Raw genomic sequence first — 23581 nt, forward strand, 5'->3', positions numbered from 1 at the left:
GCTGCAACCTTACTAAGCAAGAACTTTCCCTGTCTCACTAGCAATTGGCAACCAAATACGGAATTCCATTCCCCCGCCCTGCGCATAGCGCGCCGTCAGCGTACCACCGTGTACCTCGATGACTGCACTGGCCATGTACAAGCCCAGCCCCGAACCGGCCACCGCCGCAGCGTTGTTTCCGCGATACGCTTTCTGGAAAATCTGCCCCAGTTCGCTCTCGGCCACACCGGCGCCATGGTCGCGTACCAGCAGTTCCAGTCCGCCGCCGCCGGCCATGCGGCCTGTCACCTCGATCGCCGTAGCGGCTGGCGTGTACTTGACGGCATTGTCGAGCAGGATATCGAGGCAGAGCCGCATCCCGGCCGGATCGCAGCGCATCTGCGCGGGCAAATTGCCTAGTTCCAGCGTAATGCCGCTGCGCCGGCTCACCGCCTGCTGCACGGCAGCCTGTAGCAAACTCGCGGGCGCCACCTGATCAGGCTGGCGCTCGCGGCCGATTTCGGCCATGCGCTGCGGCGTCAGATGCTCGTCTACCAGCGCCAGCAGGCGGTCGGCCGCCGTCTGGATCTTGCGATAACGCTTACGGGTGCCCTCGTCGTGGCTGCTGCCCGTCATTTCCAGCAATTGGGCGGCGCCATCGATCACCGCCAGCGGCGTACGGAATTCGTGCGACAGCATGGAGGTGAACTGTTTCTGCTGCACGGCCAGCGCATGGGCTGCCGTCAGGTCGCGCACGATACCGTGGATGCGGCGTAGCGTGCCATCCGCTTCGGGCAGCAAGGTGGTGGTGATTTCGAGTGCTAGGGGCTGGCCGTCGGCATGCGCCAGTTGCAGTTCGCGCCGTAATTGCCAGCGCGTGGCATCGCCGCTGGCATAACGGGCCAGCCGCGCCGGCAAGGCGGCCAGCAGCGGCGCAGCCAGCGCCTGCGCACTGGCCAGCGTGTAGCCGAACTGGCGTTCACAGGCCGGGCTGAGCCAGAGCAGCCCCGTGGCGTCGGCAATAAAACTGGCTTCCTCGCTATAGGCCAGCCATTCACGGCAGCGCTGCAACTCGGCCTGCGCTGCCGCCAGAGCGGCCTCCAGTTCGGCAGGGGCGGTCATTATTCCACCAGCGGCGCAAAGATCTGCTGCAGGTCTTCCTGCGTCAGTGCCATCTTCTGCGACTCGCCTTCCGCCAGTATCGACTGGGCCAGATCGGATTTCTTCTGCTGCAGTACCTGTATCTTCTCTTCCAGCGTGCCTTTGGCGATCAGCTTATACACAAACACCGGCTTGTCCTGACCGATACGCCATGCCCGGTCGGTGGCCTGATTTTCCGCCGCAGGATTCCACCACGGATCGTAGTGGATCACGGTATCGGCTGCCGTCAGGTTCAGACCCACCCCGCCCGCCTTCAGGCTGATCAGGAAGATCGGCACAGCGCCCTGCTGGAATGCTGCCACTTGCGCGCTACGGTCTTTGGTGTCGCCGGTCAGCAGTGCATACGGAATATCGCGCTCGTCGAGTTCTTCCTGTATCAGTTCGAGCATGCTGGTGAACTGCGAGAACACGAGGATTTTGCGTTTTTCTTCCAGCAAGTCCTCGACCATCTGCATCAGGTCGACCAGCTTGGCCGACGGTGCTACCGATTTCTTGCCGGTCAGCGACTTCACCAGCCGCGGATCGCAGCACACCTGCCGCAGCTTGAGCAGCGCTTCCAGTATCACGATCTGGCTGCGCGCCACGCCCTTGCGGTCGATTTCCTCGCGCACCTTCTGGTCCATCGCCAGCCGCACGGTTTCGTACAGGTCGCGCTGGGCGCCCGTGAGTTCCACCTTGCGCACCATTTCCGTTTTCGGCGGCAGTTCCTTGGCCACGTGGTCCTTGGTCCGGCGCAGCAGGAAAGGCTTGATGCGGCGGTTCAGCAGGGCACGTCGCAGCGGATCATCCTGCCGTTCGATCGGATGACGGAATACCGTGTTGAAGCCTTTTTCGTCGCCCAGCAGACCGGGCAGCAAGAAGTGGAATTGCGACCACAGTTCGCCCAGATGGTTTTCCAGCGGCGTGCCGGACAGGCACAGACGGTGGCGCGCTTTCAGCAAGCCGGCACTCTGGGCCGCTTTGCTGCGGGTGTTCTTGATGTAGTGCGATTCGTCCAGAATGACCAGATGGAAATCGTGCTCGCGCAGTTTTTCCTCGTCACGGGGCAGCAGGGCATAGGTGGTCAGCACCAGATCTGCTTCGGCGATCTGGTCGAACTGGCCCATGCGCTCCTTGCCTTGCAGCAGCAACACGCGCAGGCCGGGCGCAAAACGGGCCGCTTCTTCCTGCCAGTTGCCCATCAGGCTAGTCGGCGCAATCACCAGAGCCGGTGCCGTCAGGCGGCCCGCCTCTTTTTCCACCAGAATGTGGGCCAGCGTCTGTACCGTTTTGCCCAGACCCATATCGTCGGCCAGTATGCCGCCGAAGCCATATTCACGCAGGAACTGCATCCAAGACAGACCATCGGTCTGGTAGTCGCGCAGCGTGGCCTGCAGGCCGGCCGGCGTGGCGATACGCTTGATAGCACCGAACTGGTTCAGGCGCGCGCCCATTTCGCGCAACTCTTCACCGCCCGTCCACGCCATGTCCACCGAACGGGCCAGTTCGTCGAGACGGGCCGCATCGAGGCTGGTCATGCGCAGGGTCGGTTTGATCTTGTCGCTGAAATACAGTTCGCCCAGCGTATTCAGGATGGGGCGCACGCGTGCCCATGGCAGCGCCACGCGGCGGCCATCGGCCAGCACGGCCAGCATCTGGTCTTCCTCGCCATGCTGGGCAATGACTTTGGGAGCGAAATCGTTGGGCGCATTGCGGATCAGCTGCACCAGCAATGGCAGCAGGGAAATCCGTTCCTGCTCCACGTTGATGCCCAGCTCCAGCTCGAACCAGGCATGGCCCCCTTCGCTGGTATCCTGTTCCACTTCGGCGAACCAGTCGCCCACTTCCGTCAGGTCGTAGCGGTATTTGACGGTCTTCTCGATCTTCCAGCCGGCAGCACGCAGATCAGCGATGCCGTCACGACCAAAACGTATCCATTCCGCTTGCGTCGGCAGCAACAATCCGCCTTTGACGCTGCTCAGTGGCAAAGTAGTCGGCGCGGCAAACGCGCGTTCTTCCAGCAGCGTCAGCGCAGCCGCTTCCGCCGCTTCGTTACGCTGGATAACTTCCGTCACTTCGCCTTTCTGGCGCACCACGCGCTGGGAAGGATCGAACGACACCCGTTCGCCATCGTAATCGAAGGACAGCACGGCAAAGTCATGCCAGCGCTGGATAGAACCATCGGCCAGCATGGCCGCGTCCAGCGTCAGCACGGGACGGGGCAGCACATCGTCGCGCAGTCGCTGCGGCAAAGGCTGTGGCAGCGGCATCAGCTGCTGCAGACCATGAGCCAGCAGCAACTGCGATACGCGCAGCTTGTCATTACTGGTCAGCAGTGGCGCCTGCGCCACCAGTGCCTGCAGATCGGCCAGCGGAATCTGGGCGCCGCCCTGATTCAGCTGCAGCACGCCGCAGGACAGATTATCGATATACCATGGCGGATCGGTGGGCAGCATGTAGTCGACCTGATCGGCACCGCTATGGCGCGCATTCGGTGGCGCCTGCACCTGCCAGCCCAGCCGCAAACCCTTGCCTTCTTCGCGCCACGCCAGATGGGCCTCGCGCATCACCCCGCCTTTCAGGGGATACACCAGACCATTGCCCACATCGGCCCACGAATTTGCCCACAGCAATTTATCCTGCTCGGCCAGCATATTCAGCAGCGCCGCGCCGATCTTGCCGCGCGGCTCGGTGGCCGAACCTGTCTGCGAACTGGCACCGCTGCGCATGGCCACAAAGAAACGGATCAGATCTTCATCGCCGGGCGTGAGGAAGCTGGGCGGCGCCGACAGCAGCGAGAAAATTTCGCTGACGGGGCTGGCCGCAGCCACATCGCCATTCGGCTTCAGGCGCGCCTTGTACAGGCACAGCGCCACATGGCGGCCACCACTGGTGGGCGCCATCACGTAAATCAGTTTATGTGCAGAAAGCTTGGGGTCCGCATCGGGCGGCGCAACATTCAATTTGGCCTTGGGATGCGCTGCCGCATCCACCCGCTGCAGCCAGGTGGCCACAGCGTACGACAATTGATTCGCAGGCGGCGCAGGGCGCGCAGGTGCAGCGGGAGCAGCAGGGGCGTCGTCGCGGGTTAAATCCATGGGTCGCATTGTTGGTCAAAGATAGTTCAAAAACAGCAACAGGCAATATTATCCGTCATACGCGCTTCCGTGTTTGCGGATTCTTCATATTTACCCGTTTTTTCGTGCACTCATGCACCCGGAACGCAACGGGTTCACAGACCCCGCAGGCTGTCAAGACTGGCAGATTCGCGCCGATTGCGTATCATTCCGAGCTTGATTGCTGAGGAATACCGTCCATGCTGCCTACCATCGAACAACGTCTTGCCACTGAACTCAACTGCAAAGCCCACCAGGTTGCTGCCGCCGTCGCCCTGCTCGACGAAGGCGCTACCGTGCCGTTTATTGCCCGCTACCGTAAGGAAGTGACGGGCGGACTCGATGATACCCAGCTGCGTCTGCTGGAAGAACGGCTGCGCTATCTGCGCGAACTGGAAGACCGCCGCACCGCCATCATTGCCTCGATTACCGAACAGAACAAGATGACGCCGGAACTGCTCGACGCCGTCATGCACGCGGAAGACAAGACCCGGCTGGAAGACCTGTATCTGCCCTACAAGCCAAAACGCCGCACCAAGGCGCAGATCGCCATCGAAGCAGGGCTGGCACCGCTGGCCGAGAGTCTGCTGGGCAATCCCGAACTCGATCCGGAAGTGGAAGCGGGCAAATACCTGCGCGCACCGTTTGAATCGGCCGATGGCAACAATCCCGGCGTGGCCGACAACAAGGCCGCACTGGACGGCGCGCGCCAGATTCTGATGGAACGCTTTGCCGAAGATGCCACCCTGCTGCAATCCTTGCGCGAATACGTGCAGGAGCACGGCATTGTTGAATCCAAGGTAGTGGAAGGCAAGCAGGAAGAAGGCGAAAAATTCGCCGACTATTTCGACTATTCGGAAAACCTCAGCAGCATTCCTTCGCACCGTGCGCTGGCCCTGCTGCGCGGCCGCCGCGAAGGCATGCTGGATGTGATCCTGCGGCTTGATACCGAAGCAGAAAAACCGAAATGGGATGCGCCGCACAACCCGTGCGAAAGCCGCATCGCGGCTCGCTTCGGCATCAAACAGGCGGGCCGTCCGGCCGACAAATGGCTGTGCGATACGGCACGCTGGACCTGGCGCGTGAAAAGCTTTATGCATCTGGAAACGGAACTGATGGGGGCACTGCGCGAAGCGGCTGAACAGTCGGCCATCAATGTGTTCGCCACCAATCTGAAAGCCCTGCTGCTGGCCGCTCCGGCTGGCCAGCGTGCCACCATGGGGCTGGACCCGGGCCTGCGTACGGGGGTCAAAGTGGCGGTGGTCGATGCCACCGGCAAGGTGGTCGATACGGCCGTGATCTACCCGCACCAGCCCAAGAACGACTGGCACGGTTCCCTGCACACGCTGGGCCAGCTGGCCATCAAGCACAAGGTTTCCCTGATCTCCATCGGTAACGGCACGGCTTCGCGCGAAACCGACAAGCTGGCGCAGGAACTGATCAAGCTGTATCCGGAACAGAAGATGAACAAGATCGTCGTGTCGGAAGCAGGCGCGTCGGTGTATTCGGCTTCGGAATTCGCCTCGCGCGAACTGCCGGACATGGATGTGTCGCTGCGCGGCGCCGTCTCGATTGCCCGCCGCCTGCAGGACCCGCTGGCGGAACTGGTGAAGATCGACCCGAAATCTATCGGCGTGGGCCAATACCAGCACGATGTGTCGCAAACCCAGCTGGCGCGCAGTCTGGATGCCGTGGTGGAAGATTGCGTGAATGCCGTCGGTGTCGACGTCAACACCGCGTCGGTGCCCCTGCTGACGCGCGTATCCGGCCTGTCGGCCTCGGTGGCGCAGGCCATCGTCAACTACCGCGATGCCAAGGGCGCCTTCCCTAACCGCGCGGCGCTGAAGGCTGTGCCCCGTCTGGGCGACAAGACTTTCGAGCAGGCCGCGGGCTTCCTGCGCGTGATGGGCGGCGAGAATCCGCTGGACGCTTCCGCCGTGCACCCGGAATCCTACCCTCTGGTAGAGAAAATACTGCGCGACATTAACAAGGACATCAAAGCGGTGATCGGTGAAACCAGCCTGATCAAGACGCTGCAACCGGCCAAATATGCCGACGAGCAGTTCGGTGTGCCCACCATCAGCGATATTCTGAAGGAACTGGAAAAACCGGGCCGCGACCCCCGTCCTGAATTCACCACCGCCACCTTCAAGGAAGGGGTGGAAGAAATCAGCGACCTGCGTCCCGACATGATCCTCGAAGGCGTGGTCACCAACGTGGCCGCGTTCGGCGCGTTTGTCGATATCGGCGTGCATCAGGATGGTCTGGTGCACATTTCCGCGCTGTCGAATACCTTCGTCAAAGACCCGCATACGGTGGTCAAGGCAGGGCAGGTGGTCAAAGTGAAAGTGCTGGAAGTCGATGCCAAGCGCAAACGTATCGCCCTGACCATGCGCCTGAGCGACAGCGCGCCTGTGGCCGGCAGCAATCCGCAGCAGCGTGCCGACCGCAACGACCGCCGCAGCATGGGCCAGCATAGCAAGCAGACCGCCAAGGCCGAACCGCTGGGAGGCAGCATGGCAGCGGCCTTCGCCAAGCTGCGCTCCTGAGGCAAAATACGGCCTTGGGAATTTTCTTATAAAATATCGAGATTCAATACATCTTTACACTGAGGTAGCCATGAGCGACGACGTACAAACCTGGATCAAAGACACTGTGACCAACACCAAAGTGGTGCTGTTCATGAAGGGCACTGCCCAGTTCCCGCAATGCGGCTTTTCCGGCCGTGCCATCCAGATCCTGAAAGCTTGCGGCATTGAAAACATTGCCACCGTCAACGTGCTGGACGATCCGGAAGTGCGTCAGGGCATCAAGGACTATTCGAACTGGCCGACCATTCCTCAGCTGTACATCAACGGCGAATTCATCGGTGGCTCGGACATCATGAATGAAATGTTCGAATCGGGCGAACTGAAAGCCCTGCTGAATGCCTGATCGTCCGCGGCGGATCGTCGTCGCCATTACCGGTGCCACGGGCGCCGTGTATGGCGTGCGTCTGCTGCAGTTTTTACGCGATGCCCCCGGCATCGAAAGCCACCTGATATTGTCCGACGCAGCCATCCTGACTTTGCATCAGGAAACCGGCTTGCAAAAGCGCGAGGTGGAAGCGCTGGCCCATGTAGTGCACAAGGTGCGCGACGTGGGCGCCAGCGTAGCCAGCGGCTCGTTCCAGTCCGATGGCATGATCATCGCCCCCTGCTCGATGAAAACCCTGGCCTCCGTGGCCCATGGCCTGTCCGATAACCTGATTGCCCGTGCGGCCGATGTGGTGCTCAAGGAACGCCGCCGTCTCGTGCTGATGGTGCGCGAAACACCGTTCAATCTGGCGCACCTGCGCAATATGACAGCCGTAACGGAAATGGGCGGGATTATCTTCCCGCCGCTGCCGAGTTTCTATCACCAGCCCAAGACCATCGCTGAAATGGTGGACCACACAGTGGCCCGCGTGCTCGACCTGTTCCAGATCGAACACGGCCTCGCACCGCGCTGGCAAGGCATGCAGGCCGGCAGCACCGGCACTGACGCCAGCTAGGCGGTTAGCGCTGGTCGTATGACTGGCCGCTGAGCCGTTTCAGCTCGCGTGCCTCTTCCACCATGCGGCGATGAGCGATGCGCTTGCGCATCACTTCCGCATGCTGGGCCGCCGTCATGGGCGGTGCGGTCATCAGATCCTTCAACTGCGCAACATTGCTATAATTGCTATTCATCGGATGGCTCAAAACCTTGACTCCCGGAATAAGGTGGATGCGAAGTTGTTGCGTGCGATTCAATCAACTGCCTGCACACCTCACTGTACCTCAAAACGATGTCGAAACCATGACATTGTGCAGAAGTTCACAAAATAAAAAAGGCGCCCGGATGGGCGCCTATGCCGAAGAAAAACTGGCCAGCCAGTGAAACTAGTTTCACCAGAGAACAAGCCATCCGATAGTCACAAACGGTCAACTTATCTCCGTACTACTACGGAGTTTTGTTACTTCTGGTAGTTGACCCGTACCAGCATGCGGATAAATTCACGTGCAATCTGGCGATGATGTTCGTCCAAACGTTGTAAATCTGCGATTAATTTGACGTCCGCCGACTCAAAACGGGACAGGCCGGTAGCGCTATCTCCTTGCGGAGCATCGCTTTCGGCGCCGCCGAAGCGCAGCCAGTCGGCCGGCACGCCCAGCCACTGGGCGATCATGCGCAACTTTTCCTGCGTAGGAATCGCTTCACCGACCAGCCATTTACGGGCAGCGTGTACCGTGATGGGGCGGCCATCAAAGCGGATATTGAATTCCCGAGCAAGCCGGGTCGGGCTGTCGGGGGAGTAGTGGGCATTCTTCAGCGCCTGCTGGAGGCGCTGGCTAAAGCTTTCGCGTTCATTTGAGGAATTCATATTGGCACTATTTCACGTTGCGACATGAAAGTCAGTCTATGGCAATACCGACCAATTTGTGACATCTTGCGAACTTGAGCGACACACTTAGCCGATCTAATACCACTTCAACACCAAATTACTCAACTGAAGAAAATTCGGTTTATGTTTTCCTAAAGAAACATCGGCTCTTGGTTTATTTTAGTTTAAAACCAGAAATTATTCGCGAAGAATTTTCATGTGCTAGTGACTGCGCAACACTAGTCTGCCGCACGGCGGAATAGCACGCTGCCGTCCGCTTCTACGGAGCGCTGCAGCACGCCGTCATACCACAAGGCATGTAGATGGGCTAAGGCTTCCCCTAGCGCGAAGCTGAGCTGGTGGGCATCCAGCGGACGGCGGAACATCAGCGGCACGATGCTGGCCGCCGACTGTCCCGTATGACAGGCCTGCAGCACCTCGGCCAGCCTGTCACGATGATGCTCGCGCAGCTGAATAATGCGCTGATGCAACCCTTGGAATGGTTTCCCATGGGAGGGTAAGACCAATACATCATTTGGCCATTTGGCAAATTTATCCAAAGATTCAAGATAGCGCGTGAGCGGATTGGCTTCCGGTTCGATGGCAAACACGGAGACATTGGTAGAAATTCGCGGCAGCACCATGTCTCCTGCGATCAGCAACTTATCTTTCTCACAATACAACGCCACATGTTCGGGCGAATGGCCGTAGCCGCACACCACCTGCCACACCCGCGTGCCGATAGTCAGTAACTGGCCATCCTGCAGACGGGTGTAGCTGACGGGCACGGCCGGCACCAGCGAGGGATAGTAGTTTTTGCGCGCACTCATCTGCTCCAGCAGCACGGGATCGCGCAGACCATGGCGCTGGAAATGCGCCACCGCGGCGGCATTATCCACACCGGGCAGTGCGGCCGACATCATGCGGGCAAACGCATATTCGCCGGCACTGGTCCATAGCGCCACCTGCCAGCGCTGGCATAGCCAGTCGGCCAGTCCGATATGGTCGGGGTGGCAATGGGTGGCCAGCACGCGCCGCACGGGCAAGCCTTGCAGTTCATGGGCAAAAATCTGCTCCCATGCCTCGCGCGTGGCGGCTGTAGCCACACCGCTATCGACGATGGCCCAGCCGGCGCCATCGCGCAGCAGCCACAGATTGATGTGATCGAGCGCGAACGGCAGCGGCATGCGCAGCCAGCCCACGTCCGGCGCCAGCCAGTGCACGCTGCCCGTGGCCGGCAACGTATCGCCCAGCGGATAGGTGAGTGCAGCGGCAAGGGCATCGCGTTCGGCAGTAGTGCTCAATTTTTCTCCTAGACTCGCAGTTCAGGCTACAATGGGATTGACGTTGACGTAAACGGAAACAACCGTCAAGACCTCGACGGATAGTTCAGACTCTAGCGCACAGGACCAATGCCTACCTACACCATTACCGAACTGGCCCGCGAATTCGATATTACCGCGCGCGCCATCCGCTTCTACGAAGATCAGGGCTTGCTGAGCCCTTCGCGCGAAGGCGCTGGCGGGCGCAACCGCGTCTATACGCCACGCGACCGCACCCGCCTGAAACTGACGCTGCGCGGCAAACGCCTCGGCCTGTCGCTCTCGGAAATCAAGAGTCTGGTGGACATGTATGAGACGCCGAAAGATACGGCCGCCCAGATGCATCGCTTCCTCGGCGTGCTGGCCCAGCACCGCGAAACGCTGGAACAGCAGCGCGAAGACATCGAAATGTCGCTGGCCGAAATCACCGCTCACGAAGACGAATGCCAACGTCTGCTGGCTGCGATCGGCGCACCGGCCGCCCAAGCCGAGTGACCTGCACAGAAAACAGGCAAGTTACGTTTACGTAAACGTCACATCAGCGTATCATGTGCCGTTACTAACCACTATAAGAATGAGGATGACATGCTCCATCTGCCCGGCCTGACCTTTGACCACGGCGAAGATATCGCCGCCCTGCGCGAAGCAGTGCAACAGTTTGCTGCCGCCGAAATCGCGCCCCGTGCTGCCGAAATCGACCGCAGCGACCAGTTCCCTATGGACCTGTGGCGCAAGATGGGCGATCTGGGCGTGCTCGGCATTACCGTCGGCGAAGAATACGGTGGCGCCAACATGGGCTATCTGGCCCACATCATCGCCATGGAAGAAATCTCGCGCGCTTCCGCCTCGGTGGGTCTGTCGTATGGCGCCCACTCGAATCTGTGTGTGAACCAGATCAAGCGCAACGGTAACGAAGCGCAGAAACAGAAATACCTGCCGAAACTGATTTCCGGCGAATACATCGGCGCGCTGGCCATGTCCGAACCGAATGCCGGCTCCGACGTCGTGTCGATGAAACTGCGTGCCGACCTGAAGGGCGACCGCTATGTACTGAACGGCTCGAAAATGTGGATCACCAACGGCCCCGACGCCGATGTGCTGGTGGTCTACGCCAAGACCGATCTGGCAGCCGGCCCGCGCGGCATGACGGCTTTCCTGATCGAAAAGGGCTATAAAGGCTTCTCGATTGCCCAGAAACTGGACAAGCTGGGCATGCGCGGTTCGCACACGGGCGAACTGGTGTTCGAAGATTGCGAAGTACCACTCGAAAACGTGTTGGGCGAAGTGGGCAAGGGTGTCAATGTGCTGATGTCCGGCCTCGACTTCGAGCGCACTGTGCTGTCCGGCGGCCCGCTCGGTATCATGCAGGCCTGCATGGATAGTGTGGTGCCATACATCCACGATCGTCAGCAATTTGGTCAGCCTATCGGCGAATTCCAGCTGATGCAGGGTAAGATTGCAGATATGTACTCGACCATGATGGCGTGCAAAGCTTATGTGTACGCTGTCGGTCAGGCTTGCGACCGGGCCAAAACTCCGGAAGCAGTCCGCCAACTGCGTAAAGATGCAGCGGGAGCCATTTTGTATAGCGCAGAGAAAGCAACCTGGATGGCCGGCGAGGCAATCCAGACGCTGGGCGGCAACGGCTACATCAACGAGTATCCGGTCGGCCGCCTGTGGCGCGACGCCAAATTGTATGAAATCGGCGCCGGCACCAGCGAAATCCGCCGCATGCTGATTGGTCGCGAACTGTTCGCAGAAACCAAGTAAGCAGACTATGTGCGTGAGCTGGGACGGCACACTAGAACACGCACATAAAGGTTGAATATGACCCAGGCTGCATTTCCCAAGCTGCTGCGCTCGCAGATCGCTTTCGATATTGCCCGCACTATCCGCGACGGTTTCGACAAGCACTACCGCCTGTTCCGCGCCACCAGCCAGCAGGCCAAGCTGCATTTCGAGCAGGGCGCATGGGGCGAGGCGCAGAAAGCCGCGCGCGAGCGTATCGGCTTCTATGACAAACGCGTGCAGGAATGCGTGCAGATGCTGGAAGACGAGTACGAGCAGTCGGAACTGACGGATGAAGTGTGGCGCGAACTCAAGCTGCACTTCATCGGTATGCTGTCCGACCACAAGCAGCCGGAACTGGCCGAGAGTTTCTTCAACTCGGTCTGCTGCAACATCCTGCACCGCAGCTACTTCCACAACGAATTCATATTCGTGCGTCCCGTGGTTTCGACCGAATACATCGAGACGGAAGAAATCGCACCGACCTACCGTGTGTACTATCCCGCCACGGACGGGCTGCACTACACGCTCAAGCGCATCGTCACCAACTTCCAGCTCAATGCCGAATTCGCCGATCTGAATCGCGATGTCGATCTGGTGGAAGCACGCCTGAAGTCCATCTTCGGCAACGCCAAGCTGGAACCGAATCACCAGATACAGGTGCTATCGAGCCTGTTCTTCCGTAACAAGGGCGCCTACATCGTCGGCAAGGGCATTAACGGCAACCGCGAATTCCCGTTCGTGGTGCCCATCCTGCACAACCGTCAGGGCCAGCTGGTACTCGATACGGTGCTGTTCGATCACGAACAGATCACCATCCTGTTCTCGTTCACGCGCGCCTACTTCCTCGTCGATATGGAAGTGCCGTCGGCCTATGTGCAGTTCCTGCGCTCGCTGCTGCCACGCAAACCGCGCAGCGAGATCTACACCATTCTCGGTCTGCAGAAGCAGGGCAAGACGCTGTTCTACCGCGACTACCTTCAGCACCTCAAGCATTCGTCCGACCAGTTCGAAATTGCGCCCGGTATTCGCGGTCTGGTGATGCTGGTATTTGCGCTGCCTTCGTTCCCGTATGTGTTCAAGGTGATCAAGGATTTCTTCCCGCCGCCTAAGGAAACTTCGCGCGCGCTGATCAAGGAAAAATACCTGCTGGTGAAACACCACGACCGTGTGGGCCGCATGGCCGACACGCTGGAATACTCCAACGTGGCCTTCCCCCGTCACCGCTTCACGGACGATCTGGTGGACGAGCTCAAACATTTCGCCCCTTCGCTGGTCGAAGAAGATGGCGAGCAGCTGATCATCAAGCACCTGTACATCGAACGCCGCATGGTGCCGCTGAATATCTGGCTCAGCAACGCGGAAAAGGAACACGACGAAGTCCAGCTCGAACATGGCATCGTCGAATACGGCAACGCCATCAAGGAACTGGTGGCCGCCAACATCTTCCCCGGCGATATGCTGTACAAGAACTTCGGCGTCACCCGTCACCAGCGCGTGGTGTTCTACGATTACGATGAAATCGAGTACATCACCGACTGCCAGTTCCGCGCGATTCCGCAAGCCCGCACGGAAGAAGAAGAAATGGCTTCCGAGCCGTGGTACCCGATCGGCAAGTCCGACGTGTTCCCCGAACAGTTTGGCGCTTTCCTGCTCGGTAATCCGCGCATCCGCCACTACTTCATGAAACACCATGCCGACCTGCTCACGCCCGAATGGTGGCAGGCCCGCAAGCAGCGCATACAGCAGGGCATCGTCGAAGACGTGTTCCCGTATCCGCAGCACATCCGTTTTTGCAATCAGCACACCTCAGCCCCGGCGGTGACACCACCGCCATTTATGGAGACACTAGAAAATGAATGATCCTATCGTTATCGTCGGCGCCGCCCGTACCCCTATGGGCGCCTTCCAGGGCGATTTCAGCAGCAAGAGCGCACACGATCTGGGCGCCGTTGCGATTCAAGCGGCAGTAGAACGTTCCGGCATCGACGGCAAACTGGTCGAGCACGTGTATTTCGGTAACTGCCTGATGGCCGGTCAGGGTCAGGCACCGGCCCGTCAGGCCCTGCTCAAAGCAGGTCTGCCGATGTCCACCGGCGCCGTCACCCTGTCGAAAATGTGCGGCTCGGCCATGCAGGCCACCATCTTCGCGCACGACCAGCTGGTCGCTGGCAGCGCCGACGTGGTGATCGCCGGCGGCATGGAATCCATGACCAATGCACCGTATCTGGTGCCTAAGGCACGCGGCGGCTACCGCATCGGCCACGGTATGCTGTTCGATCACATGATGTACGACGGTCTGGAAGACGCCTACTCGCGCAATGAAAAAACCGGCGAAGGCCGTTCGATGGGCACGTTCGCCGAAGAGTGCTCGGCCAAGTACGAATTTACCCGCGAAGCGCAGGACAACTTCGCCATCGAATCCGTCAAGCGCGCACAGGTCGCCACCAAGGAAGGCTATTTCAACTGGGAGATCGCACCAGTGACCGTCAGCAGCCGCGCTGGCGATGTGGTGATCGACAAGGATGAAGGCCCGCTCAAAGCCAAAATCGACAAGATTCCTACCCTGCGCGCCGCCTTCAAAAAAGACGGCACCATCACCGCTGCTTCGTCCTCGTCCATCAACGACGGCGCTGCCGCACTGGTGCTGATGCGCGCGTCGACCGCCAAACAGCTGGGCGCCACCGTGCTGGCCACCATCCACGGCCACGCTACCTTTGCGCAGGAACCGAACTGGTTCACCACCGCACCGATCGGCGCGATGGAAAAACTGTACAAAAAAGTCGGCTGGACCAGCAAAGATGTGGACCTGTTCGAGATTAACGAAGCGTTTGCTGCCGTGCCTATGGCCGCTATGCGCGACCTCGACATCCCGCACGAGAAAGTCAACATTCACGGCGGCGCCTGCGCTCTGGGTCACCCTATCGGCGCTTCCGGTGCCCGTATCATCGTCACCCTGATCGGCGCACTGAAACGCACCGGCGGCAAGAAGGGCGTGGCAGCACTGTGCATCGGCGGCGGCGAAGCCACGGCCATCGCCATCGAACTGGCGTAAGGCATGGCGACTGCACTCATCATCGGTGCCTCGCGCGGCATCGGCCACGAACTGGTACGCCAGTATCTGGCCGATGGCTGGCGCGTGATCGCCACGGCGCGCAAGCCGGAAGATACCAACGCCCTGCACGCCATGGGGGCCGAGGTACACACGCTGGACGTCAACAACGTGGAAGCGGTAGCAGGGCTGGGCTGGAAGCTCGATGGGGAGGAACTCGACGTCGCCTTCCTCAACGCGGGCGTGTACGGCCCGCGCCACGACGGCTTCCCCATGCAGACGGACTTCGACGCTGTGATGCACACCAATGTGCTGGCCGCCATGCGGCTGCTGCCCATCCTCGCGCCGTTAGTCTGCGCGGTGAAAGGCAAGCTGGCCGTGCTGTCCTCGCGCATGGGTTCCCTCAGCGAGCGTAACAACCCTAGCGGTTCGCTATACCGCGCCAGCAAGGCAGCACTGAACTCCGTGCTGATCGACACGGCGCACACTTTCGGCCCGCAGGGCGCCACTTGCGTGGCCTTCCATCCGGGCTGGGTCCGCACGGACATGGGCGGCGCCGAAGCCGACCTGTCGGTGCAACAGAGCGCGGCAGGCATGCGCGCAACGCTGGCGGCGCTACCCGCGACCACCAGTGCGCTCTACCTTAACTACGATGGCAAAACCATAGGCTGGTAAGGACACCGAGCAGTCTGAAATCATTTATACAATAACGACGAGACACCATGATACTGAGCGAAGAACATCAAATGATCCGTGACGCCCTGCGCAGCTTTGCGCAGGAACGTCTGGCCCCCAACGCCGCACGCTGGGACAAGGAACACCACTTCCCCAAGGAAGAACTGAAGGAGCTGGCAGCACTGGGCGCCTTCGGTGTGGCCGTGCCGGAAGCACTGGGCGGGGCGGGCATGGATTATGTATCGCTGGCTCTGGTGCTGGAAGAGATTGCTGCCGGTGACGGCGGCACCTCGACCATTATCTCCGTCAATAACTGCCCTGTGTGCAGCATCGCCATGATGTACGCCAACGAGCAGCAGAAGCAGCAGTGGCTGCGGCCCCTGGCGCAAGGCGACATGCTGGGCGCTTTCTGTCTGACCGAACCGCATACGGGTAGCGATGCTGCCGCGCTGCGCACCACCGCTACGCGCGATGGCAATGACTACGTTTTGAACGGCACCAAGCAGTTCATCACCAGCGGCAAATATGCCGACGTAGCCATCGTCATGGCCGTCACGGATAAAGCGGCCGGCAAGAAGGGCATCAGCGCGTTCTGGGTGCCGACCAATACGCCCGGCTACATCGTCGCAGGACTGGAACAGAAAATGGGCCAGCACTCGTCCGATACGGCGCAGATTCTGTTCGAGAACTGCCGCATTCCGGCCGAGAATCTGATCGGTGAAGAAGGTCAGGGCTACAAGATCGCCCTGTCCGGTCTGGAAGGTGGCCGCATCGGCATCGCTTCACAGGCCGTGGGTATGGCACGCGCGGCGTATGAAGCAGCGCTCAGCTATGCGCGCGAGCGCGAAAGCTTCGGCAAGCCTATCTTCGAACATCAGGCCGTGCAGTTCCGCCTGTCCGATATGGCCACCCAGATCGAAGCAGCACGCCAGCTGATCCAGCATGCCGCCTCGATGAAGGATGCAGGTCTGCCGTGCCTGAAAGAAGCGGCCATGGCCAAGCTGTTCGCTTCCGAAATGGCAGAGAAGGTCTGCTCGGATGCGATCCAGATCCATGGCGGCTATGGCTATGTGTCAGACTTCCCCGTCGAGCGCATCTACCGTGATGTGCGCGTGTGCCAGATCTACGAAGGCACCAGCGACATCCAGAAGCTGCTGATCGCGCGCGCCCTGTAAGCGCGCCGTTCTAGAGCTGGGCGATCTGGCGGTTGATGGCCTTGACCGCCCGCTCGTTGCGCTCGCTGTAGCGGTCGGTCAGATAATCGGCGCGACCGCGCATCAGCAACGTCATCTTGAACAGTTCTTCCATCACGTCGACCACGCGCTCGTAGTAGGCTGAACGGCGCATACGGCCTGCATCGTCGAACTCCTTGTAGGCCATCGGCACCGAAGACTGGTTAGGGATGGTGAACATGCGCATCCAGCGTCCCAGCAGGCGCATGGTGTTGACCACATTGAACGACTGCGAACCACCGCATACCTGCATCACGGCCAGCGTGCGTCCTTGCGTGGGACGCAGCGCGCCCTGTTCCAGCGGAATCCAGTCGATCTGGTTCTTCATCACGGCCGTAATCGCGCCATGCCGCTCGGGGCTGCACCACACCTGACCTTCCGACCACTGCGACAGCGCACGCAGCTCCTGCACCTTGGGATGGCTTTCGTCGACGCTGCCCACCATCGGCAGCTCGGTCGGATCGAAGATTTTTACTTCGCCGCCAAAATGCTGCAGGATGCGCGCCGCTTCTTCCGTCAGAAAGCGGCTGAACGAGCGCTCGCGCAGCGAACCATACAGCAGCAGAAAACGGGGAGGATGGTCATAATTCCCCACCGGTTCCAGTTGCGCCAGCGTCGGTGTCTGCAGCAGATCGTGATTGATGTTCGGTAGTTCCATAGCGTCCTCTCAAGATAGGCGTAGCGCCAGCGCCGCTAGCGTCACCAGCAGCACGGGCACGGTCAGACAGATCCCCACGCGGAAGTAATAGCCCCACGAAATCTGCACACCCTTATTCGCCAGCACGTGCAGCCACAGCAAGGTAGCCAGACTGCCTATCGGCGTAATCTTCGGCCCCTGATCGCTGCCGATCACATTCGCATACACCATCGCTTCGCGCACTGCGCCTTGCGCCGTGGTGGCGTCAATCGACAGTGCGCCGATCAGCACCGTCGGCAGATTATTCATCACCGAAGACAGCAGCGCCGTCAGCACGCCCGTGCCCATGGCGGCACCCCAGACACCATACGCGGCACAGGCATTCAGCGCCTGCGTCAGATAGGCCGTCAGACCGGCATTGCGCAGGCCGTACACCACCATGTACATACCCAGCGAGAAGATCACGATATGCCATGGCGCATGGCGCAGCACTTCGCGCGTAGAAATGCGGTGTCCGCGTCCGGCCACCACCAGCAACAGCAGCGCACCTACAGATGACGTCAGGCTGATCGGCACACCCAGGTCTTCCAGCCAGAAGAAGCCGACCAGCAGCAGCACCGACACCCACCAGCCGGTGACGAACGTGGCGCGGTCATGGATGGCAGTAGCGGGATCTTTAATCTGCTGCACATCGTAGGTGCTGGGCAGATCACGCCCGAAGTACCACAGCAGCACAGCCAGCGTGGCGGCGATGGCGACAAAGTTCACCGGCACCATCACGGCGGCATAGCGTGCAAAGCTGACGTTGAAATAGTCGGCCGAAACGATATTCACCAGATTCGATACCACCAGCGGCAAACTGGCCGTATCGGCAATGAAGCCGGCCGCCATCACGAAAGCCAGCGTGGCCTTGCCGGAAAATTTCAGCTCGCGCAGCATGGCAATCACGATAGGCGTGAGGATCAGCGCCGCGCCGTCATTGGCAAACAGCGCCGACACGGCCGCGCCGAGCAGCACAAACAAGACAAACAGGCGCTTGACGCTACCACCGCCCCAGCGAGCCACATGCAATGCCGACCACTCGAAGAAGCCGGCTTTATCCATCAGCAGGCTGCTGATAATGATGGCGACAAAGGTTGCCGTGGCGTTCCAGATGATGTGCCACACCACGGGAATATCGCTGACCTGTATCACGCCTGCCAGCAGTGCCGCGATGGCCCCAGCAACGGCGCTCCAGCCGATATTCAGCCCGCGCGGCTGCCAGATCACCAGCGTGATCGTGACCAGAAAAATCAGACTTGCTGCCAGCATTATTGCGCCTCCAGCTGGCCGATACGGTCCAGCGCCTGCTTAAAGGCGGCGCGGTCAGTCGCTAACTGATCCAGCGGCAGCGCCAGAAACGCTTCGATACGGCCGCGCAGCAGTTTGTAGGCGCGCTCGAACGCGGCATCAATTTCGGCCTGCGTGCCCACCACATGGCTAGGGTCATCCACGCCCCAGTGGGCGCGCAGCACCGAGCCCAGATAGGCCGGGCAGGTTTCGCCAGCAGCACTACCACACACGGTAATCACGATATCGGGCGTGAGCGGCAGGTCGTTCCACGATTTGCTGTAATAGCCATCGGTCGCAATGCCTTTACTGGCCAGCAGCGCCAGTGCCTGCGCATTGAGCACGCCGGTGGGCTGGCTGCCCGCGCTGATCGCGTGCCAGCCGGCCGGTGCCAGATGGTTAAAAGTGGCTTCGCTGATCAGCGAGCGGCACGAGTTACCCGTGCAGAGAAACAGTACGTTCATGGTTGGCACTTGGTGGAAGTAGGGCTGCACGGCTGACCGCCGCAACAGTTTTCAGTGAGGAAGCCGATCAGGCCATTCATGGCGCTGATGTCGGCGCTGTAAATCAGAAAGCGCCCCTGCTGGCGGGCGCTAATCAGGCCAGCATGGCTGAGTTCTTTCAGGTGGAACGAGAGCGACGAGGGCGCCAGCGCCAGCTGTTCGCCGATTTTGCTGGCCGCCAGCCCGTCCGGCCCCGTCTGCACCAGCAGACGGAACACGGCCAGCCGGTGTTCCTGCGCCAGCGAAGCGAGCGCCGACAATGCTTGTTTGGTATCCATGATGCCATGATAGCGTTTACATTTCGATATTTCAAATATTATCGAAATGAGGATAAAAACCGTTCCGGAATAAAAAAAGCCCGCATCGCTGCGGGCTCGTTCCAATGTATTACCAATGCTTTAATCGGGCCGGGTCCAGTGCTATCTGCAAAGTGAACCGGTTTCTTGGACGCCCGGGCTATCTGCCAGGTGCCTCCAACGTGTAAATCGACCAACGTATCCGGAATTACAAGCCCTTACTTCGCGTCAACTGCAATCCGTTCTTACACCAATCGGACCGCGGCGCTAGCCTCGGGCGTGGGACTGTTTGCACTGCAAACCTCAACCACAGACAAACTATACCACAATATTTGTGCGGCGCACAAATTATTTTTCAAACTAGAGGAAAATCAACAATTGCAAACTTTGCTTAGTCAGGAATTCGCGCTGCAAGCATAAGATAGACGGTACTTCATGCGAGAAAAATATGGCGACGCAGCATAGTGGAATTCCGGCAAATTCATCGGCGACGATACCGCTAGAGTCCCGTATCAAGGTGATACGGGAGCAAAAAGTACTGCTTGATGCAGACCTCGCAGATCTTTACGGAGTGCCAACCAAAGCACTCATTCAAGCAGTGAAACGGAATCTCGCGCGTTTTCCTGCCGACTTTATGTTTCAACTCGATAGCGCAGAATGGGAATCTTTGAGGTCACAAACTGTGACCTCAAACCAAAAGCACGGAGGCCGCCGCTATCCACCCTATGCGTTTACCGAGCAAGGTATTGCGATGCTATCGTCCATCCTGAGTAGCGCTCAGGCCATCTCCGTCAACATCGAGATCATGCGCACCTTTGTCAGGATTAGGTTGGCCGACAGTACGCGCAAAGACTTGACGCAGCGTATGGACCTGATGGAAAGCCAGTTTGACCGCCTCTCGCAGAGTCAGGAAAATTTCGAAGCTGAGACCCGCGAAAAAGTTAAACAGATCTTTAATGCCTTGCGTGCACTGATCAAACCGACCGAACCTATCAAGAAGCGCCCGATAGGATTCATCACACCCGACGAAAGCTGAGCGCTCCCCATTCAGGCCTCAACTAATTTGGACGTGCAATATCCAGATAACGCCAGTTGGTCAGTTCGACGGGATGGCGGCGGTAGTGCAGCAGCCATGGCTGCTGCAGGTCGGCCGAGACGGGATGGGTCAGCAGCACCCACGGCGTATAGGCATGCAGGATGTCGGCCAGGTCGCGATACAGCGCCGTGCGACGCGGCGTGTCGCCTAGCTGGCGGCTTTCTTCGTAGCGCTGGTTGTAGGCGGGCAGGTCGAAGCGGGCGTAGTTGGCGCGGCCCCGGTTGGCACCGTACAGTAGCTGGTAGAAGTTATCGCCATCGGGGAAATCGGCCACCCAGTTGGTCTCGAACATCATCACGGAGCCGAGCCGCGAGGCCTTGATGATCTCGGTTTTCTTGTCGCTCTTGAACACCACCCGCAAACCGATCGCGTTCAGATTCTTGCGCCATAACTCGTCGCGCAGCCGTCCCACCGTCGACGCTTCGCTATGCATCACCAGCGTCAGCGGCTTGCCGTCCGGCTGATTGCGGAAACCGTCGGCGCCCTTGCGGTAGCCATAGCGTTCCAGCAGCGCCTGCGCCAGCGCCGGATCGTAGGGCACAGGGCTGCGGTAGGCCGGATCGTAGCCACGCACATTCGGCGGCAGCGGCGTCTGCGCTGCCACGGCCAGTCCCTTCTTCAGCAGCGCCACATCCTCCGCGCTGTTGTAGGACATGGCGATGGCACGCCGCAGCGCCAGCTTGTCCTTGCTGTAGCCGCCGATCAGCGGGTCTTCCATGTTCATCCACATGTAGTAAGTCTGCAGCACGGGGAAGGGCGACAGCACGATGCCGCGTGCCGCCAGCGCCGGCTGCAGCGTGGGCTGGGCGTCGGCAGTCAGCACCATATCCTTCATCGATTCCGGTAGCTGTTCGAGGAAATCGAATTCGCCATTCAGGAAGCCCAGCACGCGCGACTGGTATTCCTCGACGATGCGCAAGTCAATGCGGTCCAGCAGCGGCACACGCCGGCCCTGATAGCTGACAGGACGGAACTGGCGGTTGGCCAGCAAAGTAATGCGGTCGCTATGCTTCCACTGCCCCATCACGAACGGCCCTGTGCCCACCGGATGATTGCCCGCCTGCGCGCCATAGGTCTGCATCACTTCGCGCGCCACCACCGACGTGGCCGGCGTGGCCAGATAGAACAGGAAATTGGGATCCGGCGCAGTCAGGCGGATGCGCAAAGTGTAGCGGTCGGGCGCCTGCAGCCCCGCAATCTCGCGCTCGTAGCTGAATTGCTGCTTGAGCGCCCCATCACCTGCCAGTTTGCCATCGAGCAGAAACAGCCACGGCGACTTCAGTACGGGATCGTACAGCCGCTTCAGGCTGTAGACGTAATCCTGCGCCGTCACCTGCCGCCGCTGTCCCTTGAAGGCAGGATCGGGCGTGAAGTACACATCCTGCCGCAGATGGAAGGTGTAGGTCAGCCCCTGATCCGTCACCTCCGGCATGGCGCTCAGCGTATTCGGCTGCAGCTGCACGGGGCGCGCCAGATAGTCGTAGCGCAGCAGCGGGTCGAACAGGTTTTCCAGCAGGCTCAGACTGGCAATGTCGGACGCCACGGCCGGATCCAGCCCCGTTTCGCCCGTACTGAGAAACGCATGCAGCACTTTCTCCTGCATTTTCTCCTGCGCCTGCGCAGGCGTGCCCAGCATGCCTATCAGTGCCCATCCGGCCACCACCACTCGTTTCCACATACCTGCTTTCCCACATCTGCAAACTAAAGGGGCAGCTTATAACTTTTTTGACCAGCATATCCACTCCCAGCCGCTATACTTGGGCTGTCTTTCCCACTTTTTTTCCGATATGTCGCTCAATTACATCTGGTCCGGCTTTTTCCTGATCGGCTTCATCGCCGCCATGGCGCAGTTCCTGCTGTCCGGCGACACGGAAATCTTCAAGCGCATCATCGACGGCACTTTCGATTCGGCCCGCACCGGCGTGATGGATATCGCCCTGCCGCTGGCCGGCGTGATGACGCTGTGGCTGGGCATTATGAACATCGGCGAAAAGGCGGGTGCCATCGACCTGCTGGCACGCCTGATCGCGCCTTTCTTCTCGCGCATCTTCCCCGGCGTACCATCGCAGCATCCGGCCACCGGCCACATGGTGATGAATTTCTCGGCCAATCTGCTGGGCCTGGACAATGCCGCTACACCGTTCGGCCTGAAGGCCATGGAAAGCCTGCAGACACTCAATCCCAGCAAGGATGAACCGACCGATGCGCAGATCATGTTTCTGGTGCTGCATACCTCGGGCCTGACGCTGATCCCGCTGGCCATCATGGCGCAGCGCTCCATCCTCGGCGCAGCCGATCCGTCCGACATCTTCATCCCCTGCATGATCGCCACCTATGTGGCCACCGTCACCGGCATCATTGCAGTCTCGATCCGCCAGCGTATCAACCTGTTCAACACCGTGGTGATGGGCTGGCTGGGCGGCATGACGGCCGCCATTGCGGGCGTGGTGTGGTACTTCACCCACTACCTGAGCAAACAAGAAATCGAACTGGCATCCAAAGTCTTCAGCAATCTGGTACTACTGCTGGTGATCGTCGGCTTCATCATCGGTGCCTTGCGGCGCAAGGTGAATGTGTACGAAGCGTTTATCGAAGGTGCCAAAGGCGGCATCCAGACTTCCATCACCGTGATTCCCTATCTGGTGGGGATGCTGGTGGCGATCAGCGTGATCCGCAACGCCGGTGTACTCAACTTCATCGTCGAAGGTTTCAGCTGGATCTTTAACCAGCTGGGCATCAATGCCGATTTTGTCCCGGCCTTGCCGACGGCGCTGATGAAACCTCTGAGCGGCAGCGGCGCCAAAGCCATGATGATCGATACCATGCGCCAGTATGGGGTGGACTCCTTCGTCGGCCGGCTGGCCTGCGTATTCAACGGCTCGGCCGATACCACCTTCTACATCGTGGCGCTGTATTTCGGCTCGGTGGGCATACGCAAAACCCGCTACGCCATCTCCTGCGGCCTGATCGCCGATCTGGCCGGCGTGATTGCGGCGATTTTCGTCGCCTACGTATTCTTCCACTGATCGCTACCA

At 59.9% G+C, this 23581-nt stretch carries 21 protein-coding genes; 11 read left to right on the forward strand and 10 right to left on the reverse strand.

What is annotated here, in order from left to right:
- Positions 1-12: 12 nt before the first annotated feature.
- Together ABNT42_RS00540 and ABNT42_RS00545 are read right to left on the reverse strand one after the other, a co-directional pair.
- On the reverse strand, positions 13-1101 hold the full coding sequence (locus ABNT42_RS00540; protein WP_348692573.1) for a HAMP domain-containing sensor histidine kinase: 1089 nt from the start codon (positions 1099-1101) through the stop codon (positions 13-15).
- Positions 1101-4217: a DEAD/DEAH box helicase gene (locus ABNT42_RS00545; RefSeq protein ID WP_348692576.1), complete on the reverse strand. Its 3117-nt coding sequence runs from the start codon at positions 4215-4217 to the stop codon at positions 1101-1103. The genes ABNT42_RS00540 and ABNT42_RS00545 overlap by 1 nt, the downstream gene beginning before the upstream one ends.
- A gap of 218 nt (positions 4218-4435) precedes the next feature.
- On the opposite strand from ABNT42_RS00545, the gene ABNT42_RS00550 reads away from it, so the two are divergent.
- The 3 genes from ABNT42_RS00550 to ABNT42_RS00560 all read left to right on the forward strand — a co-directional run bounded on the left by ABNT42_RS00550 (position 4436) and on the right by ABNT42_RS00560 (position 7767).
- Complete coding sequence (locus ABNT42_RS00550; RefSeq protein ID WP_348692578.1) at positions 4436-6784, forward strand: Tex family protein; 2349 nt, start codon at positions 4436-4438, stop codon at positions 6782-6784.
- 70 nt (positions 6785-6854) lie between these two features.
- A complete protein-coding gene (grxD, locus tag ABNT42_RS00555) occupies positions 6855-7169 on the forward strand; it encodes a Grx4 family monothiol glutaredoxin (RefSeq protein WP_155435723.1) in 315 nt (104 codons plus the stop codon).
- Positions 7162-7767, forward strand: coding sequence for a UbiX family flavin prenyltransferase (locus ABNT42_RS00560; protein ID WP_348692581.1), 606 nt, complete (start codon positions 7162-7164; stop codon positions 7765-7767). Before grxD ends, ABNT42_RS00560 begins: the two co-directional genes overlap by 8 nt.
- A gap of 4 nt (positions 7768-7771) precedes the next feature.
- Here the strand turns inward: ABNT42_RS00560 and ABNT42_RS00565 are convergent, their stop codons facing one another.
- The 3 genes from ABNT42_RS00565 to ABNT42_RS00575 form a co-directional block, all read right to left on the reverse strand.
- Positions 7772-7942 carry a hypothetical protein gene (locus tag ABNT42_RS00565; RefSeq protein WP_196308786.1) on the reverse strand — a complete coding sequence of 57 codons (171 nt, stop codon included), beginning with the start codon at positions 7940-7942 and terminating at the stop codon, positions 7772-7774.
- Between the two features lie 266 nt (positions 7943-8208).
- Complete coding sequence (locus tag ABNT42_RS00570; protein WP_161040793.1) at positions 8209-8616, reverse strand: hypothetical protein; 408 nt, start codon at positions 8614-8616, stop codon at positions 8209-8211.
- A gap of 239 nt (positions 8617-8855) precedes the next feature.
- Positions 8856-9920, reverse strand: coding sequence for an MBL fold metallo-hydrolase (locus ABNT42_RS00575; protein ID WP_348692585.1), 1065 nt, complete (start codon positions 9918-9920; stop codon positions 8856-8858).
- 108 nt (positions 9921-10028) lie between these two features.
- Between ABNT42_RS00575 and ABNT42_RS00580 the strand changes: the two genes are divergently transcribed.
- The 6 genes from ABNT42_RS00580 (at position 10029) to ABNT42_RS00605 (ending at position 16628) form a co-directional block, all read left to right on the forward strand.
- Positions 10029-10433 (forward strand): MerR family DNA-binding transcriptional regulator, encoded by a 405-nt coding sequence (locus ABNT42_RS00580; protein WP_348692587.1) that lies wholly within the window; start codon positions 10029-10031, stop codon positions 10431-10433.
- Positions 10434-10523: 90 nt separating this feature from the next.
- Positions 10524-11708 (forward strand): isovaleryl-CoA dehydrogenase, encoded by a 1185-nt coding sequence (locus tag ABNT42_RS00585; RefSeq protein ID WP_348692590.1) that lies wholly within the window; start codon positions 10524-10526, stop codon positions 11706-11708.
- A 57-nt stretch (positions 11709-11765) separates the two neighbouring features.
- Complete coding sequence (aceK, locus tag ABNT42_RS00590) at positions 11766-13589, forward strand: bifunctional isocitrate dehydrogenase kinase/phosphatase (RefSeq protein WP_348692593.1); 1824 nt, start codon at positions 11766-11768, stop codon at positions 13587-13589.
- Complete coding sequence (locus ABNT42_RS00595; RefSeq protein ID WP_348692596.1) at positions 13582-14781, forward strand: acetyl-CoA C-acyltransferase; 1200 nt, start codon at positions 13582-13584, stop codon at positions 14779-14781. Before aceK ends, ABNT42_RS00595 begins: the two co-directional genes overlap by 8 nt.
- Before the next feature lie 3 nt (positions 14782-14784).
- On the forward strand, positions 14785-15453 hold the full coding sequence (locus ABNT42_RS00600; RefSeq protein WP_348692599.1) for an SDR family oxidoreductase: 669 nt from the start codon (positions 14785-14787) through the stop codon (positions 15451-15453).
- Between the two features lie 47 nt (positions 15454-15500).
- Entirely contained in the window at positions 15501-16628 is a 1128-nt protein-coding gene (locus tag ABNT42_RS00605; protein WP_161035749.1) for an acyl-CoA dehydrogenase family protein, read from the forward strand.
- A gap of 10 nt (positions 16629-16638) precedes the next feature.
- On the opposite strand, the gene arsH is transcribed toward ABNT42_RS00605, so the two are convergent.
- Genes arsH through ABNT42_RS00625 form a run of 4 tightly spaced genes read right to left on the reverse strand, consistent with a single transcriptional unit; the run spans position 16639 to position 19432 of the window.
- On the reverse strand, positions 16639-17343 hold the full coding sequence (gene arsH / locus ABNT42_RS00610; protein WP_348692602.1) for an arsenical resistance protein ArsH: 705 nt from the start codon (positions 17341-17343) through the stop codon (positions 16639-16641).
- 9 nt (positions 17344-17352) lie between these two features.
- Positions 17353-18633 (reverse strand): arsenic transporter, encoded by a 1281-nt coding sequence (locus tag ABNT42_RS00615; RefSeq protein WP_348692604.1) that lies wholly within the window; start codon positions 18631-18633, stop codon positions 17353-17355.
- Complete coding sequence (locus tag ABNT42_RS00620) at positions 18633-19115, reverse strand: arsenate reductase ArsC (RefSeq protein WP_348692607.1); 483 nt, start codon at positions 19113-19115, stop codon at positions 18633-18635. The genes ABNT42_RS00615 and ABNT42_RS00620 overlap by 1 nt, the downstream gene beginning before the upstream one ends.
- Positions 19112-19432: a metalloregulator ArsR/SmtB family transcription factor gene (locus ABNT42_RS00625; RefSeq protein ID WP_348692609.1), complete on the reverse strand. Its 321-nt coding sequence runs from the start codon at positions 19430-19432 to the stop codon at positions 19112-19114. Before ABNT42_RS00625 ends, ABNT42_RS00620 begins: the two co-directional genes overlap by 4 nt.
- A gap of 466 nt (positions 19433-19898) precedes the next feature.
- On the opposite strand from ABNT42_RS00625, the gene ABNT42_RS00630 reads away from it, so the two are divergent.
- Complete coding sequence (locus ABNT42_RS00630; protein WP_348692611.1) at positions 19899-20486, forward strand: ORF6N domain-containing protein; 588 nt, start codon at positions 19899-19901, stop codon at positions 20484-20486.
- A gap of 22 nt (positions 20487-20508) precedes the next feature.
- On the opposite strand, the gene ABNT42_RS00635 is transcribed toward ABNT42_RS00630, so the two are convergent.
- On the reverse strand, positions 20509-22182 hold the full coding sequence (locus ABNT42_RS00635) for an ABC transporter substrate-binding protein (protein WP_348692775.1): 1674 nt from the start codon (positions 22180-22182) through the stop codon (positions 20509-20511).
- Between the two features lie 151 nt (positions 22183-22333).
- Here ABNT42_RS00635 and ABNT42_RS00640 point away from each other — a divergent pair, with 151 nt between their 5' ends.
- Positions 22334-23572, forward strand: a complete 1239-nt coding sequence (locus ABNT42_RS00640) for a nucleoside recognition domain-containing protein (RefSeq protein WP_348692614.1) — start codon at positions 22334-22336, stop codon at positions 23570-23572.
- The last annotated feature ends 9 nt before the right edge of the window (positions 23573-23581 follow it).

The organism is Duganella fentianensis (assembly GCF_964031615.1).
Classification (GTDB): Bacteria; Pseudomonadota; Gammaproteobacteria; order Burkholderiales; family Burkholderiaceae_D; genus Rugamonas; species Rugamonas fentianensis_A.

Bases quoted from the DNA above. Each gene is read 5' to 3' on its own strand.
- ABNT42_RS00640 (WP_348692614.1), top strand. From the start codon at position 22,334: ATGTCGCTCAATTACATCTGGTCCGGCTTTTTCCTGATCGGCTTCATC.
- arsH (WP_348692602.1), bottom strand. From the start codon at position 17,343: ATGGAACTACCGAACATCAATCACGATCTGCTGCAGACACCGACGCTG.
- ABNT42_RS00630 (WP_348692611.1), top strand. From the start codon at position 19,899: ATGGCGACGCAGCATAGTGGAATTCCGGCAAATTCATCGGCGACGATA.
- ABNT42_RS00560 (WP_348692581.1), top strand. From the start codon at position 7,162: ATGCCTGATCGTCCGCGGCGGATCGTCGTCGCCATTACCGGTGCCACG.
- ABNT42_RS00550 (WP_348692578.1), top strand. From the start codon at position 4,436: ATGCTGCCTACCATCGAACAACGTCTTGCCACTGAACTCAACTGCAAA.
- ABNT42_RS00570 (WP_161040793.1), bottom strand. From the start codon at position 8,616: ATGAATTCCTCAAATGAACGCGAAAGCTTTAGCCAGCGCCTCCAGCAG.
- grxD (WP_155435723.1), top strand. From the start codon at position 6,855: ATGAGCGACGACGTACAAACCTGGATCAAAGACACTGTGACCAACACC.
- ABNT42_RS00540 (WP_348692573.1), bottom strand. From the start codon at position 1,101: ATGACCGCCCCTGCCGAACTGGAGGCCGCTCTGGCGGCAGCGCAGGCC.
- ABNT42_RS00615 (WP_348692604.1), bottom strand. From the start codon at position 18,633: ATGCTGGCAGCAAGTCTGATTTTTCTGGTCACGATCACGCTGGTGATC.
- ABNT42_RS00605 (WP_161035749.1), top strand. From the start codon at position 15,501: ATGATACTGAGCGAAGAACATCAAATGATCCGTGACGCCCTGCGCAGC.
- ABNT42_RS00620 (WP_348692607.1), bottom strand. From the start codon at position 19,115: ATGAACGTACTGTTTCTCTGCACGGGTAACTCGTGCCGCTCGCTGATC.
- ABNT42_RS00545 (WP_348692576.1), bottom strand. From the start codon at position 4,217: ATGGATTTAACCCGCGACGACGCCCCTGCTGCTCCCGCTGCACCTGCG.
- ABNT42_RS00595 (WP_348692596.1), top strand. From the start codon at position 13,582: ATGAATGATCCTATCGTTATCGTCGGCGCCGCCCGTACCCCTATGGGC.
- aceK (WP_348692593.1), top strand. From the start codon at position 11,766: ATGACCCAGGCTGCATTTCCCAAGCTGCTGCGCTCGCAGATCGCTTTC.
- ABNT42_RS00585 (WP_348692590.1), top strand. From the start codon at position 10,524: ATGCTCCATCTGCCCGGCCTGACCTTTGACCACGGCGAAGATATCGCC.
- ABNT42_RS00580 (WP_348692587.1), top strand. From the start codon at position 10,029: ATGCCTACCTACACCATTACCGAACTGGCCCGCGAATTCGATATTACC.
- ABNT42_RS00625 (WP_348692609.1), bottom strand. From the start codon at position 19,432: ATGGATACCAAACAAGCATTGTCGGCGCTCGCTTCGCTGGCGCAGGAA.
- ABNT42_RS00635 (WP_348692775.1), bottom strand. From the start codon at position 22,182: ATGCTGGGCACGCCTGCGCAGGCGCAGGAGAAAATGCAGGAGAAAGTG.
- ABNT42_RS00565 (WP_196308786.1), bottom strand. From the start codon at position 7,942: ATGAATAGCAATTATAGCAATGTTGCGCAGTTGAAGGATCTGATGACC.
- ABNT42_RS00600 (WP_348692599.1), top strand. From the start codon at position 14,785: ATGGCGACTGCACTCATCATCGGTGCCTCGCGCGGCATCGGCCACGAA.